Source organism: Streptomyces sp. NPDC014861, assembly GCF_043081625.1.
In the GTDB taxonomy this organism is placed as follows: Bacteria; Actinomycetota; Actinomycetes; order Streptomycetales; family Streptomycetaceae; genus Streptomyces.
Map to the genome: position 1 here is coordinate 144,905 of NZ_JBIBWV010000010.1, position 15,977 is coordinate 160,881.

General features: G+C 71.4%; 14 protein-coding genes. 7 read left to right on the top strand and 7 right to left on the bottom strand.

Annotation, left to right across the window (positions count from 1 at the left end):
- Positions 1-119 precede the first annotated feature (119 nt).
- The 6 genes from ACF1BN_RS21715 to ACF1BN_RS21740 form a co-directional block, all read right to left on the bottom strand.
- On the bottom strand, positions 120-596 hold the full coding sequence (locus ACF1BN_RS21715) for a DNA starvation/stationary phase protection protein (protein WP_392333218.1): 477 nt from the start codon (positions 594-596) through the stop codon (positions 120-122).
- A gap of 98 nt (positions 597-694) precedes the next feature.
- The gene (locus ACF1BN_RS21720; protein WP_392333219.1) at positions 695-1,282 is read right to left on the bottom strand and encodes a protoglobin domain-containing protein; all 588 of its coding nucleotides are present in this window, start codon (positions 1,280-1,282) and stop codon (positions 695-697) included.
- Positions 1,283-1,677: 395 nt separating this feature from the next.
- Positions 1,678-2,481 (bottom strand): alpha/beta hydrolase, encoded by an 804-nt coding sequence (locus tag ACF1BN_RS21725; protein WP_392333220.1) that lies wholly within the window; start codon positions 2,479-2,481, stop codon positions 1,678-1,680.
- A gap of 10 nt (positions 2,482-2,491) precedes the next feature.
- Positions 2,492-3,358, bottom strand: a complete 867-nt coding sequence (locus tag ACF1BN_RS21730) for an alpha/beta fold hydrolase (protein ID WP_392333221.1) — start codon at positions 3,356-3,358, stop codon at positions 2,492-2,494.
- A 121-nt stretch (positions 3,359-3,479) separates the two neighbouring features.
- Entirely contained in the window at positions 3,480-4,301 is an 822-nt protein-coding gene (locus ACF1BN_RS21735; protein WP_392333222.1) for an alpha/beta fold hydrolase, read from the bottom strand.
- A gap of 293 nt (positions 4,302-4,594) precedes the next feature.
- On the bottom strand, positions 4,595-7,363 hold the full coding sequence (locus ACF1BN_RS21740; protein WP_392333223.1) for an AAA family ATPase: 2,769 nt from the start codon (positions 7,361-7,363) through the stop codon (positions 4,595-4,597).
- A gap of 108 nt (positions 7,364-7,471) precedes the next feature.
- Here ACF1BN_RS21740 and ACF1BN_RS21745 point away from each other — a divergent pair, with 108 nt between their 5' ends.
- A complete protein-coding gene (locus ACF1BN_RS21745; protein WP_392333300.1) occupies positions 7,472-8,263 on the top strand; it encodes an alpha/beta fold hydrolase in 792 nt (263 codons plus the stop codon).
- A 735-nt stretch (positions 8,264-8,998) separates the two neighbouring features.
- The gene (locus ACF1BN_RS21750; protein ID WP_392333224.1) at positions 8,999-9,961 is read left to right on the top strand and encodes a helix-turn-helix domain-containing protein; all 963 of its coding nucleotides are present in this window, start codon (positions 8,999-9,001) and stop codon (positions 9,959-9,961) included.
- Between the two features lie 191 nt (positions 9,962-10,152).
- Here the strand turns inward: ACF1BN_RS21750 and ACF1BN_RS21755 are convergent, their stop codons facing one another.
- A complete protein-coding gene (locus ACF1BN_RS21755) occupies positions 10,153-10,911 on the bottom strand; it encodes an MBL fold metallo-hydrolase (RefSeq protein WP_392333225.1) in 759 nt (252 codons plus the stop codon).
- A 646-nt stretch (positions 10,912-11,557) separates the two neighbouring features.
- Here ACF1BN_RS21755 and ACF1BN_RS21760 point away from each other — a divergent pair.
- The 5 genes from ACF1BN_RS21760 to ACF1BN_RS21780 all read left to right on the top strand — a co-directional run bounded on the left by ACF1BN_RS21760 (position 11,558) and on the right by ACF1BN_RS21780 (position 15,838).
- Positions 11,558-12,220: a hydrolase gene (locus ACF1BN_RS21760; protein WP_392333226.1), complete on the top strand. Its 663-nt coding sequence runs from the start codon at positions 11,558-11,560 to the stop codon at positions 12,218-12,220.
- 5 nt (positions 12,221-12,225) lie between these two features.
- Positions 12,226-12,720: a DoxX family protein gene (locus ACF1BN_RS21765; protein ID WP_392333227.1), complete on the top strand. Its 495-nt coding sequence runs from the start codon at positions 12,226-12,228 to the stop codon at positions 12,718-12,720.
- Between the two features lie 97 nt (positions 12,721-12,817).
- Entirely contained in the window at positions 12,818-12,943 is a 126-nt protein-coding gene (locus ACF1BN_RS21770) for a hypothetical protein (protein ID WP_392333228.1), read from the top strand.
- Between the two features lie 286 nt (positions 12,944-13,229).
- Complete coding sequence (locus tag ACF1BN_RS21775; RefSeq protein ID WP_392333229.1) at positions 13,230-15,095, top strand: amidohydrolase; 1,866 nt, start codon at positions 13,230-13,232, stop codon at positions 15,093-15,095.
- A gap of 23 nt (positions 15,096-15,118) precedes the next feature.
- Positions 15,119-15,838: a GPR1/FUN34/YaaH family transporter gene (locus ACF1BN_RS21780; protein ID WP_392333230.1), complete on the top strand. Its 720-nt coding sequence runs from the start codon at positions 15,119-15,121 to the stop codon at positions 15,836-15,838.
- Positions 15,839-15,977: the final 139 nt, after the last annotated feature.

Sequence of the window (15,977 nt, forward strand, 5' to 3'; positions counted from 1 at the left end):
CTGGTGTTTCCTTACGTTCAGTACGTCTACCGCGTTCCGCCGGTTGTACAGGGTGAGGCCGGCGATGACGAGAGGTACGGGGTTCGTCACTGCCGTACGGGCGTCCCGGGCCCTGACTCCTATGCCTCGGATGCTTCCGCCTGGAGCATCCAGTGATGCTTCTCCAGGGCGCCGGTGACGGCGATCAGGAGGTCCTGGGTGACCGGGTCGCAGGCGCTCGTGTCCTCGATGCGGGCGCGCATGCGGCCCGCGACGGCCCACAGCGCCGACGTCAGGACGGCGAGGGCGTCGGCTTCCTTGATCCGGCCCGGGGCGAAGGAGGGGAGGCCGCCGGCAGCGGCGACGGTGGCCGCCTGCCCGTCCGGGCTCACCCCGATGGTGGAGGCGCGTTCGGCGACCTCGTCGGCCTGTGTCCGGGCGGTTGCGGCCACCTCGTCGAACTGGAGGTGGAGTGAGCGGAAGCGCGGCCCGTAGAGGTTCCAGTGCGCCTGCTTGGCCAGCAGGGACAGGTCCAGCAGATCGACCAGAGCCCCCTGGAGGGCCTCTTCGGCGGTCGTACGGTCACCATCGGGCAGCGGGTTCGTGACGATGGACATGGGCCCTCTCTTTGTTCGTTCGCGATACGGCGGCTGCGATGTCCTGCGGAGGCGTACGGGCGAAGGGCCCGCGGACCACTTCACCGGCAGGGCGTCGGTCACCAGGTGTCCGGGCCGTAGGGGCGGGTCCAGAGGGTGACCTGGAGGGTCACGGCCTTGAACCAGGCCTGGTGCATGGCGTCGACCTGCTCCTGGTCGTGTCCCTGGGCCGCCAGGAAGGGGCGGATCGTCGCGGTGATGGGGTAGATGAACGCGATGAGGTAGCGCAGGGGAATGTGGGGGAGGGACCTGGCGCCGTCGGTGAGGTTCTTCTTGGCCGGGGTGTGGCGCAGCCCGATCTCCTCCTGGTAGGCGAGCCAGGTCTCGTCGTAGGGTCGGGTGCAGGTGTCCTCGATCCACTTCCCGAACCGGGGTCGCACCCCGGCCAGGTAGCCGGCGATCGGCTCGCCCTCGGGCGTGGAGAAGTAGGCGACGAGGTGGGGGTGGGAGCCGACGAACCCGTACCAGACGTCCAGGATCGGCTCGACCTGGTCCCGCAGGATCTCCCAGGTCTGGCGCAGCGCGAGCTCGTCGGCTTCGGTGAAGAGCAGCGTCGTCTTGAGGAAGTCGAGCTCCTGCGGGGTCACGGGGGATTTCGGCAGGTCGGCGTCGTCGAAGCGGTAGCCGGGAATCTCGGGTGCGGACATCGGTTCTCCATGGGGTGTGGGGCGGCCCCGCAGGGCCGGGTGGGGTTGATCGCTGTTCGGCCAGTCGGTCGTCGGTCGATCGGATCCGGTGTCGGGCGCAGGCGAGGGGCCGTCTCGACGCGACGCCGCGCTGCGCCTCTTGCGGCGGCTCGGCTCTGCGCCGCATGGGTGCCCCGGCCGGTGGGGGGCTGGTGTGACCAGGCGGGGCCTGGCAGGCCTCACCGGCCGCCGCACGCGACGGGGACGACAGGCGGTGTGCTCCGGATGGCTTCGCGATGAAAGGATCTTCCGGCCGCGATGGACCTCCGCGCTCCCCGCGGTGTCCGGTGGGGCGGGGCGCCGGGTACAGCCCGAGCACGCGCGGGACTGGGCGGTACCAGTTGTCCAGCCGCTGGTCAGGAGTGGTCGAGGGCCCAGTTCAGGGCGTGGTCGGCGATCTCTTCCCAGCCCTGTTGGGCGGGCATGAGGTGGGAGCGGCCGGGGAATTCGACGACCTCGGTGACGGTGCCCGGTGCCTTGTAGCGCTTGGCGTTGGAGCGCTGGATCTTCGGCGGCATCAGGTGGTCGTGCTCGCCGGCGACGAAGAGCAGGGGCGCCCGGTCGTGGTTGCGGTAGTTCACGTGGGTGTCGGTGTGGCCGGGGTGGACGTTGGCCAGGGCACTGTCGAAGAAGACGTGGCCGGAGGCGGGGACGTGGTAGCGCTCGTAGAGGGCGCGGGCCTGGTCCTCGGGGAAGGTGTTGGTGAAGGCGTAGCGCCACTGGTCATAGGTGAACCCGACGGCCTTGTGCCGGTTGGCGGGGCTCTTCAGGACCGGTAAGGTCGCCCTGACCTGCGACAGAGGCAGGGCGGTGACCCCTTCGGTGGGGGCGGAGTTGATGGCCACGCCCGCGGCCCCGTAACCGTGGTCGAGGAGGATCTGGGTGAAGACCCCGCCCGCGGAGTGCCCCATGAGGATCGGGTTGGTGCCGAGGTTGTCGATCAACTTCTCCAGCGACTGGATGATCGCGGGGACGGTGAGCTCCTCGATGGGGGTGGGGTCGGCGTTGAGGGCCTCGACCTCCACCTCGAAGCCGGGGTAGGCCGGGGCCACAACCCTGAACCCTTGGTTCTGGTAGTGGGGGATCCACTTCTCCCAGCTACGGGGGGTGACCCAGAAGCCGTGGATGAGGACGATGGTGTCGGGCTTCACGGTGGACATGCTGGGCTCCTCAGCGGGTGGCGGTGTGGGCGGCAGCCGCGCGGATGACGGCGGCGGTGGCACCGGGGTGGGACATCATGACGACGTGGGAGGAGCGGATCTCGGTGACACGGCTGCCGGCGCGTTCGGCCATGAAGCGCTGGGCGGCCGGCGGGATGACCTTGTCCTGGTTCGGGATCAGGTACCAGGAGGGGATGGTCTTCCAGGCCGGGTCCGCGGAGGGGCTGCTGAGGCCCTCGATGCTGCCGGGGCGCTGGGTGGCGGCCATGATCCGGGTGGTGGAGGCGGGCAGGTCGGCGGCGAACACGGCCCGGAACTTCTCCGGGGAGATGTAGCCGTCGGTGCCCTCGCCGCCGCCGGGCAGCGGGTAGTGGCGGGGCAGGAGAGCGGGGCCGAGTTCGCTCCCGGGAAACTGCCCGGCCAGTTGCAGAGGGCTCTCGCCCTTGTCGGGGGCGAACGCGCCGAGGTAGACCAGGGCCTTGACGTTGTCGTGGCCGCGGGCCGCATTGGTGATGACCGCCCCGCCGTAGGAGTGGCCGGCCAGGACGACCGGACCGGGGATGGTGTCCAGGACGCTGGAGAGGTAGGCGGCGTCCCCGGCGAGGTCGCGCAGCGGGTTGGCCGGCGCGATGACCGGGTAGCCGGCCTTCTGCAGCAGGGCGATGGTGTCGGCGAAGCCCGAGGCGTCGGCGAAGACGCCGTGGACCAGGACCACCGTCGGCTTCGGGCCGGTGATTCTGTCCTCGCCCTGTGCCGCGGAGCCCGCGGGGCTGGTGCCAGGGGAGGGGGTTGCCTGGGCGGAGGCGGTGCCGGTGACGACGAGGACGGAGACCGTCAGCGCGGTCAGCAGCCGGCGTGAGGAGGAGGTCGTTCGCATGATGTGCCTTTCGGAAGGGGCGCGCCCGGGTCAGGGGGCGCGGTGTTGGGACACGGCGCCTGTGACTGCCGGAGGGACGGGGCGGAGCACAGCGCGGTGCGCCCGGGCGGGAAGGAGAGGGTCAGTCGGCGATGAACGCGAGGAGGTCGGCGTTGAACCGCTCCTTGAACTCCCCGACCAGGCCGTGCGGGGCGCCCTGGTAGATCTTGAGGGTGGCGTCCTTGACGAGTTCGGCGGACTTCAGCCCCGAGGCGCCGATCGGGACGATCTGGTCGTCGTCGCCGTGGGCGATGAGGGTGGGGACATCGATGCGGGCCAGGTCGTCGGTGAAGTCGCTCTCGGAGAAGGCCCGGATGCAGTCCAGGGCGCCCTTGATGCCCACCTGCATGCTCATCAGCCAGAACGCGTCCGAGACGCCCTTGGAGACGGTCGCGCCGGGCCGGTTGAAGCCGTAGAAGGGGAGACTGAGGTCGGCGTAGAACTGCGAGCGGTCGGCGCCGACCCCGGTCCGGATCGCGTCGAACGCCTCGACGGGCAGGCCCTCGGGGTTGGCGTCGGTCTTCAGCATCAGCGGCGGTACGGCCCCGAGCAGGACGACCTTGCCGACCCGGGCGGTCCCGTGCCGGCCGATGTAGCGGGTGACCTCGCCGCCGCCGGTGGAGTGCCCCACCAGGACCGCGTCGCGCAGGTCGAGGTGGTCGACCAGCTGGGCGAGGTCGTCGGCGTAGGTGTCCATGTCGTTGCCCTGCCACGGCTGGGAGGAACGCCCGTGCCCACGCCGGTCGTGTGCGATCGCCCGGTAGCCGTGCGAGGCGACCAGGTGCAGCTGCTCGTCCCACGCGTCGGCGTTCAGCGGCCAGCCGTGACTGAAGACGACCGGGCGGCCGGTGCCCCAGTCCTTGTAGAAGATCTGTGTGCCGTCGGTGGTGGTGAACGTGGCCATGGGGTTGATCCCTTCGTCGGATGCGGAGTTGTCGTGCGGTGCCCGCCGCACTCGTGTGCGGTGTCGGCGGAGTCTCGGCGGACCGTCCGGCCTGTCGGGCTCCGGCCGGTCGCTCTGCCTCCATCAAGCTAGGCCGGGGTCACACGCGTGGAATCGGTCAGTTGACTGCACCGCACCCGGAGCTGGGAGATGACTCACAGCGCTGCCGAACTGCCTTGGAAAAAGGGAGAGGGCTCCGGGTTCATCTCTCCGTGGGACCCGGATGCCACCGCGTCGGCTCCGGCCGATTGTCCTCAGGCGGGTGGCGCCGTCACCGCGCGACTGCCCAGGGCGTCGCGCAAGGCGGAGCGGGAGGTGATGCCGAGCTTGGGGAAGACGCGGTATAGATGCGCGCCGACGGTGCGGGGAGACAGGTAGAGCCGTTCGCCGATCTCCTTGTTGCTCAGGCCCGACGCGGCCAACTGCGCCACCTCCAGTTGCTGGGCGGTCAGTCCGCTCGACGCCGAGAGGTCCGCCGCACCGGGCAGGGGGTCGGCGGCCACGGCAACGCCGGAGGCCCGCAGTTCCGTCTCCGCGCGGTGGCGCCATCCGGTGGCGCCGATGCGTCCGAAGATCTCTGCGGCGCGGCGCAGCTCGGGGCGGGCCTCGCCGGGCCGCAGCCGGCGCCGGTGCAGCTCGCCCAGGGCCAGGCGGACCCGGGCGTGGTCGAAGGGCCACTGCTCGACGCGCGGCAGGGCCAGCGCCTTCCCGAACAGGGCGACCGCCTCCTCGTCGGGGGAGACCATGGCCCGGGCGGCATACAGCTGCAGACGCAGCCGCCCGGTGAGGCCGCTGACATTCGCGCGGTCGGCGGCGTCGACGTGCGCGGCGGCCTCGCGGGCGCGGCCGGTGCGCACGGCGGCGTCCACGAGGTCCAACACCAGCCAGGGCGCGTACGCGGCGTGCGGGGCGAGCTGTCCGGCCGGGCTGACGCGGACGCACTGGGCGTAGGCCCTTTCGTGATCGCCTTCGGCCAGCGCGGCGAGCGCCAGATTGCGGGCGGACATCGTCAGGTGCAGGGTGCTGCCGCGTGGGGCCGCCCACTGTTCGACCGTGTTGCTGTACGCGCGGGCGGTCTCGGTGTCGCCGCGGCCCGCGGCGAGCCAGCCCAGGGTGCACCGCAGGTCGTGGGCGAGGAGGTCCAGGTCGTGCCGGACACACAGGTCGAGCCCCGCGGTGGCCGCGGTCTCGGCGGCCTCCCAGTCGCCGGACAGGAAACGGTCGTGGGCGTCGAACCAGTGGCCGCCGGCCGCGTAGGTCACCGCGCCCGACCCGCTCTCCCGGGTGATGAGGTCGCGTACCCGGCCGCGGTAGTCGTGCAGTACATCCAGCCAGGTGGCCGCACGGCACAGCTCGGAGACCTGGCCCGGTGAGGCGTCGGCGGGAAGGGAGTCGAACGCCTCCCGCAGCCGGGGCGCGAGACCATGACCGGTCCGGGACACGTCGCACAGCACCCCGTGGACCAGCCCCACGTGCTTCCCCAGTCGTCCTTCCTGTTCGGCGACGACCTGTTTGACCTGCTCCCATTCATCAGGGTCCTGGGCGTAGGAGGCGGCCAGGATACGGGCCAGCACCGTCCGCTCCGGTGCGCTGCCGGCACCGCCGCCGACCGGCAGGGCCCGAGCCAGAAGGCGGCGTGCGGCAGCCAGGTCACCGTCGCGCAGCAGGAGGATCCGGGCGGTGGTGGTCAGGTCGCGGCCGGAGTGCCCGGGGTCGTCGCGGTGCTCGCGCGCCTGGTCGAGGAGTTCTTGTGCCAGGCCGAGCTGTCCGGACTCACTGGCCACCTCGGCGGCCTCCTGCAGTCGCCGGGCGGCGTCCCCCGAGGCGGGGCTGAGCGCGGCGGCCCGCTGCCACGCGGCGACGGCCAGGCCTGTGCCGCCGCGCACTGCCAGGGCCCGGGCGGCCCGCTCGATCTCCGCAGCGACCGTCTCGTCGGGGTCGACGGTGGCCGCGGCCAGGTGCCACACCCTGCGCTCGGGGTCGTGGCGGTACTGCGCGGCCAGCGTCGCGTGGGCGGCGCGCACTTCGTCGGGGGCGGCGGTCCCGATGATCGCCGAGCGGACCAGCGGGTGGCGGAAGCGCAGCCCGGAGGGGGTGGAGTCGCGGGTGATGAGCCCGGCCCGTTCGACCTCCTGGACATCGAGGGGGGACAGCGCGGTCGGCCGGGCCGCCGTGGTGCGGTGCTCGACCCGGTCGCCGTCCAGAGCGGTGAGCAGGAGCGCGGTGCGCAGAGCGGTCGGCAGGGCCAGTACCCGGGCGGCGTAGCCCGATTCCAGCCGGGTGCGCACCGGCGCCCCCTCCGGGAGCATCTCGAGGTCGGTGGCGGCGTCGGTGCCGAAGACGCCGGGGAGTTCGGCCAGCGCCAGCGGGTTTCCCGCGGCGTCGCGCAGGACCCGCCTGCGCACCGGTTGCGGCAGGCCCGGGTGGAGCAGGTCGAGCAATTCGCCGGCGGCCGGTTCGTCAAGGGGGTCCACTTCGAGCATCCGGATGCCCGGAGTGACGCGCTCGGTGGCGGTCAGGGGTCTGCGGGCGAACACGGCCCGTACGTCATAGGGCTCCAGTCGTAGCAGCAGGAACATCATGACCTCACGGGTGGGAACGTCCACCCAGTGCGCGTCCTCGACCGCGATGAGGACGGGCCCCTCCTCGGCAACTGCGGCGATCACCGCGAGGGTGGCCACCGAGAGGGCCAGCCGATCCGGTGCGGGGCCCTCCTCCAGACCCAGGACCCTGCGCAGCACAGTCCGGTGAAACGGCTCGACCCGCTCCAAGTACCCCATGATGGGGGCGAACAACTGGTGCAGTCCGGCGAAGGCCAGCTGCGCCTCGCTCTCGTAACCCGTCCCGCCCAGGACGCGCACCCCCTGCTGCCGGGCGTGGGCGAGAGCGGCCTGCAAAAGGACTGTCTTGCCCACCCCGGGGTCTCCGTGCAGGACGAGGTTGGGCGCCACGCCGGGGGCGCGGTCCACCACCTCGCGCAGGGCGGCCAGCTCCCTGGCGCGTCCGACGATGTCCTGACTCATCTCGTCTCTCCAAGGTGAGGGGGCAGGTGCAGTCATCCGACGGATTGCCTGCTCCGGCCTACGGACGACACTGGGGCCTACCAGCGAAGGAGGAGCCCCGTGCCGTACATGAAGGTGGGAAAGGACGGCCGCACCGAGGTGAGCCTCTACTACGAGGACTTCGGCGACGGCCGGCCGGTGGTGCTCGTATCCGGGTGGCCCCTGACCCAGGCCGTCTGGGAAGGGCAGGTGAGGGCCTTCGTCGCGGCCGGCCACCGGGTGATCACGTTCGACCGAAGGGGATCGGGCAGGTCCACGCGCGCGTGGGAGGGGCATGACGGCGACACCCTCGCCGACGACCTGCACCAGTTGCTGGAAGGGCTGGACCTTGAGGGAGCGTCGCTGGTCGGCTTCTCCTCGGGATGCGGCGACATCACCCGCTACCTCGCCGCCCACGGCCCCTCCCGGGTGGAATCGGTGGTCCTGGCGAGCCCGATCGTCGTGCCGTGCGGCGACGAACTCGTCGCCGACCTGCGCACGGCCGCCCACCGGCACCGCATTCCGATGCTGGACGGGGTACTGACCCGCTTCTTCTCCGTCGACGGCGAGTGCGTCCTGGACGAGCCGACCCGCCAGTACCACCTGCACCTGGCCGCATCCGCCTCTCCCCAGGCCACCAGCGACGCCATCGCCCACTGGCCCGAGAGCCACCGGCCCGACGACCTGACCCGCCTCACGGTGCCCACCCTGATCGTTCACGGCGCCGGCGACGCGTTCATGCCGGCCGAATGGAGCGCCGCGATCCTGGCCCGAGCCCTGCCGCACGCCCGAACGGCGATCGTGCCCACCGCACCCCACGGCGCACCGCTGACCCACCCCCACCAGTGGAACGAAACCGTTCTGCGGTTCCTCGACCGATGACACACCCGCCCCCCCCCCGCACCGCTGCCTCAGCCGGCGAAGCCGACGGACACGACCCTGACACGCCTGTCCATGGGGGCCTTTGCCCTGCGCGCCACGTTCTGGCTCCTGCCTGCCGGTGGCCCTGGACGGCGGCCCGACGGAGACGGAGACCGTTCCGCGATGGAGGCCGCGCTTACTCGGCCCGGCCTGCCTGGAACGATGTGTCGTCCTGGCCGCAGCGACGCCCGGGGGCGCGCCTGCGTCACTGCCCCGGGGTGCACTCACGGGTCTGGCGGAAGCGGCGGGAGAGAAGGACGGGGTTGGTGAAGCCCCATGACCGGGGCGGCGGCCACCGCCCTCGCACAGCCAGCCGGTAGAGGGTCCGCAAGGAGATGTCGTCGAGAACCAGCACATCACCGCCCGGGCATGGTCACGGCCGCGGCCGCTCCGCCGGGCTCCCTGACGATGTCGTCGCCCAGTCCTGGCAGCACGGTGCGCGGCCCGTACCAGGCAGCGGCACACCGTGACTCCAGGCGTCGAATCCTCCGGTGTACTGGCTCTCATCGCACCGTCTGTGGTGTCGGTGCACGACCGGCCGTTGAAAAGGGGTGCGAGCTGTCGGCGCGCAGGCTGGGCCGTACCCGCCTCCCCCGCTCGCTGCCGGCACCACCGCCCAAAGCCCGCCCTCCCTCTGATGATCTTTCGCTAGGGTGATCCCAGCGGTGGCCGACCACCGCAGTTCAGGGGGTGTTCATGGTCACGGTGCTCGACACGGCGGACATCGCGCCGGACGACCGCGCCGAGGCGATGTACACGGCCATGATCAGCGCGAGTGTTCCCTGCTTCCTGATCCAAGAGGAATCCGGTGCGGGCATACGCGCCAGGATGAACATCTGGCCGATGGAGGCGATGCAGGTCTTCAGCACCGAATCCACCGGCATCCGCCTCGTGCGCACCGCCAAGCAGGCCAGAGCGGACGACGCCGCACCGCTCATCGCCTTCGCGGTGCAGACCGGTTCCCAGGGACGCCAGAGCCACCTCGGCCATCAACGGCTGGTGCCACAAGGGCATCTGCTGATGATGGACCACTCCGCGCCGTACGACTATGCGTGGTCGGGTGACGGCGCCTCACGCTGCATCCAGGTCTCCCTCGATCAGCTGACCCTTCCCGTCGACGTGGTGCGCAGTGCGCTGCCCCACCTGGCGGCCAGTCCCCTCTACCCGATGGTCACCGATCACATCGCGCACCTCACCGGCAACATCGAGGATCTTCTGGGCGACCCGGCGAGTGCGGGCATCGAGGAGATCACCCTCGGACTCACGCGCGCCCTGATCGCCTCCGCCGCCCGGCAGGACCGCCACACACGGGCCGCCCTCGCCGAGACGCGGCTGACACAGATCCGTGCCTACGTCCGCCGGCACCTGACCGAACCCGACCTGCGCCCCGCCCGCATCGCCGCGGCTCACCACATCTCCGAACGGGCCCTGTACAAACTCTGCGCGCAGGCGGGCTTCCACCTCACCCGATGGATCATCGAGCAGCGGCTCGAGGGGGCGCGCGAGGAACTCGCCCATCCGTCGGGCAGCGGCCACGCTGTCGCCGCCGTCGCCCGGCGCTGGGGTTTCAGCGACCCCACGCACTTCAGCCATCGCTTCAAGGACGCCTACGGCATCTCCCCCCGCGACTGGCGCGACAGAGCATACGAGACGAGCTGACGGACCGGGCCGGATCGGCCGCGACCGCCTGCCGGCACAGCAGGACCAGTGAGCGACGGCCGATGTCACCATTCTTGTCAGGGCTCCTGCCCGACCATCTGTCGGGAGCGTTCACGGTGTCTCCGGCACCTGCGCCAAGACCGTCGCCGTCCGGGACCGCGGCGCGGTCCCGGACGGCGTGTGAGCAGTATCTAGGACGAGGGCGTGGTGTCGATGACGGTGGCGAGGCCGCGTTCCACCCAGTGCAGACGGTCGTCCAGGCCGGCCCGCGCGAAGGCGTCGGTGATGCCGTCGCGTCCCTGGGTGAAGTGGTCCCAGGCGTCGTAGTGCACGGGCACCACCGTTCTCGCGCCCAGCGAACGGGTCAGGCGAGCCCCCTGCTCACCGTCCATGGTGATGTAGTCGTTGCCGAAGTACGGCACGACCGCGGCTCCGAAGTGAAGGACGGCCGCTCCGACGGTGTAGCGGCGGCCGATCTCGTCGAGCTCGTCGTAGTAGACGGTGTCGCCGGAGATGTAGAGGGCCTCGTCCTCGCCGGGGACGCGCAGCAGGAAACCGATGACGTCGCCGGCGTGGCGCCCCGGAGTGGCGGTGACGAGCAGCGTCCCGCGTTCACCGGTGAGTTCGTGACTCTCCCAGGGGGCGAGTCCCACGGCGCCGGCGCCCAGCCGCCGGGCGCCGCTGACGGTCGTCAGTACGGTCCGGCCCTCCAGCAGCGCCCGGCCGGTGGCGTCGAGGTTGTCGGGGTGCTCGTCGTGGCTGAGGAGGATCGCGTCGAGGACGGGCAGATCACCGGGCTCGACCGCGGGGCCGGTCAGGCTGCGCAGGGTGACTGGCCCCGTGGGGTACTCGGCGGGGGCGGGATCGAAGGCGGGATCGGTCAGCAGGTTCAGGCCGCCCGCTTCGAGGAGGACGGTCGCGGTTCCGATGTGGGTGAGGGTCGTCTTCATGGGCTCTCCCTGGTAGGGGTGGCCGGCCGGATGCCGGGACTGGAGCATCCGGACGTGCGGTCGGCGGTGAGTGGCGGGTAGGTGCGTCGACGGGCATCAGCATGCGCGGATCACCGGTGAGGCGTCATCGGTCAAATGACTCCACCTGGCTCGGCCGTGGCGAAGCTGTGGAGTTCGCACTGGACCGCGGCAGGGGTGGACGAGGGCTCTGCGGGGGGCGTCCGGCACGGAACGGACGACAGCGTGAGGGCGGTCGAGGAGCGCTCCGCACGATCTTGGCAGTGCAGCCAGCCGACGCGATGACCGCTGCCCCCTGCCGGTCGCGATCCCCGCCGGCTGCGCACCCTTCAGGGCGCGGGCCGACGCGAAGACCTCCACCCTGCAGGTCGCGCCGTAACGTGCGGAGTACTCGCGGACTTGCCAGTCCGAGGCACCCGACTGCGCAGCCGCAGAGGATCGATGCGGCGGTCATCCCGACGCGTGGTGCGAAACACCCGCGTCGGTCGACGCCCCGACGTGGGTGGCACTGTGGAGCCAGAGCGGGGCAGTGACGGAAAAGCCGGCCACGCGGGTCGGGGTGAAGCTTCGGGGCATGCCGAGCCGCGTTGCGGCGGCACACCATCGATTCGCTCAGACAAGGATCCTCATGTTCGACATCACCCAGGTGAAGGCTGCCGCGAGCGCCGACCTCCTCACGCCGGACAACGCCGTCGTGCTCTTCGTGGACCACCAGCCGCAGATGTACTTCGGCATCGGCAACGGCGACCGGGCGGCGATCATCAACGGCACGGTGGGGCTCGCGAAGGCGGCCCGGGCGTTCGACGTGCCGACCATCCTGACCACCGTGGCCGCCGAGTCCTTCTCCGGGCCGATCCTGCCGCAACTGGCGGAGGTCTTCCCCAAGCAGGAGATCATCGACCGCACCACCATGAACGGGTGGGAGCACGAGGAGCTCGTGGCGGCGGTCAGGGCAACCGGGCGCAGGAAGATCGTCATCTCGGGTCTGTGGACCGAGGTATGCCTCGTACTGCCCGTCCTCTCGGCCCTCGAGCAGGGATACGAGGTGTACGTCGTCGCCGACGCCTCCGGCGGCGTCAGCCCCGCCGCCCACGAGCTGGGGCTTCAGCGGATGACCGCCGCCGGCGCAGTCCCGGTGACCTGGATACAGGTACTGCTGGAGTTCCAGCGCGACTGGGGACGCCAGGAGACCTACGGTGCGGTGACCGACATCATCAAGGAACACGGGGGTGCCTACGGCCAGGGCGTCGTGTACGCGCAGAGCGTCATCGGCGAGCACGCGGCCGGGTGACGATCGTGGACACCGGCATTCTGATCCTTCGTCTGCTGGTGGGCCTGCTCGTGGCGTGCCACGGAGTCCAGAAGGTCAGCTTCCGTCTGGGAGGTAGAGGGCTGGTCGGCGGCGCCGAGGAGTTCCGCGCCGACGGCTTCCGCGGCGGCGCGCTGACCGCCGCCGCGGCCGGTGGCGCGCAGCTCGGCTCCGGCCTGCTGCTCGCCGCCGGCCTGCTGACACCGCTCGCCGCCACCGGAGTCATCGGGGTGATGACGGTCGCCGTCACCGTGAAACGGCCCAACGGCCTCTGGACGCAGAACGACGGGTACGAGTACCCCCTCGTCCTCGTCGGCACCACCACCGCCCTCGCCGTCACCGGCCCCGGCACGTGGTCCCTCGACGCCGCCCTCGGCCTCGCCCCCTTCCCCGCGTGGTGGGCCGTGCCCACGCTCGTCGCCGGGATCACCGGAGGCATGCTGACCCGGCTCGTCCTGCACCGTCCGCTCGCCACGGCCTGACGACAACGTCCCGTCGACGGCAGACCCGCGCCGTCGGGACGGGACCGGCCTGGCCGGCGGCCGGTCCCGTCCACCTTCCGCCCCAGGAGAGAACCCGATGACGACCATCGACGACCAGCCGCCGCCGCGTCGGCAGAGAGCCGAGTCCCAGGCGTTCGACGCGCTCGACCGGCTGCCGACCGGCTTCTGCCGCGAGACCTCCTCGACCACGAGCAGACCCTGACCGATGCCTGGCGACGCCGCCACTCACATCGAGGCGAAGGATGACGAGGACAGTACCGATCTCTTTGTCTCCCACGTCATTCCGCATCGGTGAGGCCCGGCTCTGCATCCTGTCCGAGCACCGTGTCGACACCCCTCCGGTCCGCGAACGGCGGTACGCCTCCGTACCCCGGCCCCACCCCGACTTCCAGGAGTTCCCCGTGCCCGACCGATCGACCGACCCTCCTGCCCACCACCGGGACCGACCCCCTGCGCGAGGCTCCGGCAGGACTGCGACGCCGGCGGGGATGCCCGTGGCGGGGCTCGTCCCCGCCGCGCGCCGCACGCCCGCGCACGCCGACCTCGTCGTCCGCAACGCGAAGGTGTTCACCGGCGACCCCGACCGACCTGCGGCCCGCGCCGTCGCGATCCGCGACGGCAGGGTCGCGGCCCTCGGCGACGACAACGATCTCGCCCACCTCGTCGGCCCGGGCACCAGAGTCGTCGACGCCCTCGGCCGCCGAGTGATCCCCGGCCTCAACGACTCGCACCTGCACGTCATCCGGGGCGGCCTCAACTACGTCCTGGAGCTCCGCTGGGACGGTGCACGAAGCCTCCGGCACGCCCTCTCCATGCTGCGCGAGCAGGCGGGCCGCACGCCGAAGGGGCAGTGGATCCGGGTGGTCGGCGGATGGACCGCCGAGCAGTTCGCCGAACGCCGGATGCCGACCGTTGCGGAGCTGAACGCCGCCGCCCCCGACACCCCGGTCTTCGTCCTGCACCTGTATCAGTCGGCCCTCATGAACCGGGCCGCCCTGCGGGCCGCCGGATACACCCGTGACACCCCCGACCCCCGCGGCGGGCAGATCGTCCGCGGCCGCGACGGCGAACCCACCGGAATCCTCCTCGCCGCGCCCGGCGCGCTCCTTCTCTACTCCACCCTCGCCAAGGCTCCCGCCCTCGACCAGGCCGACAAGCGGACCTCGACCATCCACTTCCTGCGGGAACTCAACCGCTTCGGACTGACCTCCGCGGTCGACGCCGCCGGCGGCTTCCAGAACTTCCCCGACGACTACGCCACGGTCACCGACCTCGCGCGGTCGGGGGAACTGACCCTGCGGATCGCCTACCACCTGTTCCCGCAGACAGCCGGCCAGGAGCTCGCCGACCTCCGACGCTGGACCGAGACGGTACGCCCCGGCGACGGCGACGAATGGCTCCGGCTCAACGGCGCGGGGGAGAACCTCACCTGGGCCGCCGCGGACTTCGAGAACTTCAGCGAACCCCGCCCCGACCTCGGCGAAGGCTACGAGACGCAGCTCGAGCACGCCGTCCGGCTCCTGACGGAGAACGGCTGGGGCTTCCGGCTCCACGCGACCTACGACGAGACGATCCGCCGCGACCTTGCCGTCTTCGAGAAGCTCGCCGCGGACGGCCTCTTCCCCAGCGACAACCGGTGGCTCTTCGACCACGCCGAGACCGTCTCGCCCGACAGCCTCGATCGGATCGCGGCCCTCGGCGGCGCCCTGTCCGTCCAGAACCGGATGTCGTTCCAAGGGACAGCTTTCCGCGACCGCTACGGGGCGGCCGCCGCAGCCCACGCCCCGCCGGTGCGGGCCATGCTGGACCGCGGCCTGACTGTCGCCGCCGGAACCGACGCCACGCGTGTCTCCTCCTACAATCCCTGGGTCGCGCTCCACTGGCTGGTGACAGGACGCACGGTCGGCGGCACCGCACTGCGCCCCGGGGGGAGCGGCGTCGACCGCGAAACCGCGCTGCGCCTCTACACCCACGGCGGCGCACACCTCACCGGCGAACAGGACGTCAAGGGAATCCTGCGGGCCGGCTGCTACGGCGACCTCGCCGTCCTGTCCGAGGACTACCTCGAGGTACCCGAGGAGGCCATCCCCCGCATCGAGTCCGTGCTCACCGTGGTGAACGGCCGGATCGTCCACGCGAGCGCGGAGCACGAAGGGCTCGCCGAGGCCGCCCCGCCGATCACCCCGGTGTGGAGCCCGGTGGCCCACTTCGGCGGCTACCCGACAGGCGCGCACCAAGCGGCGCTCGTGGCCGAGGCGGCCGCCGAGTCAGCACTGCACCGCCGGTGGCGGATCGCCCGCGGCGAGTCCTCCGATGAGGCGACGCCGTTCACCGACCCCTGTTTCTTCCACTGAACACCGAATGGAAGATCCTCCTGATGAGCCCAGAGCCCACGCCTCCCGGCGCCTCGGCCGACGTCCTGCCCGGGCGCCGCTTCGAACCGGACCTGCGGTCGATGACCCGCATCAACCTGCGGCCCATCGCCTCCCCCATGCCCCTGGGCTTCTTCAGCCTGGGGATCGCCTCCGTCCTGACGGCCTGCCTCCAACTCGGTGTCCTGGCGGAGGAGGCCCGCACCGCCGTCGCGCTGTGCGTCCTTCCGGCATTCCTCCTGCAGTTCCTGGTGGGCATGCTCGCCTTCGGCGCCCGCGATGTGATCGCGGCGACCCTGATGAGCGTCTTCGCCGGCAGCTGGCTCGCCTTCGCACTCGTCACGGCCGGCGGCGTCCCCCAGGGGGCGCGCGTCCTCGGCGTCCTCAACCTGGCGTTCCTCTGCTTCGGGATCCTCATGGCCGCCGTCACACCGCCCAAACGCGCACTGTGGCTGGTCATCGTCGTTTCCCTGCCCCGCTGGGCGGCCACCGGCCTCGCGGGACTGACCGGCGCCCAGTGGCTCACGCACGCAGCCGGCGGCCTCGGCCTCCTGGTCGCGCTCGTCGCCGGATACGCGGCGTTCGCGCTGATGCTGGAGGACATGCGCGGTGAGCAGGTCCTTCCCATCGGCCGCAGTGGACCCGCCCACACCGCCGTGGAGGGCGACCTCGCAGTCCAGCTGCGCAACCTGGAGCGCCAGGCCGGTGTACGTCGCACCCTCTGAGCAGGCTCGGAAGCTGCTGCTCCATGGATCTCGGCACACGTGAGTTCGAGGTCGCCGAATCGGAAGGATGGTCTTCTGGCCGGCCGGGAGTGAGCGAGGCTCCCGCGCAGCTCGTGGATGTCGAATCCGACCGAGCAAC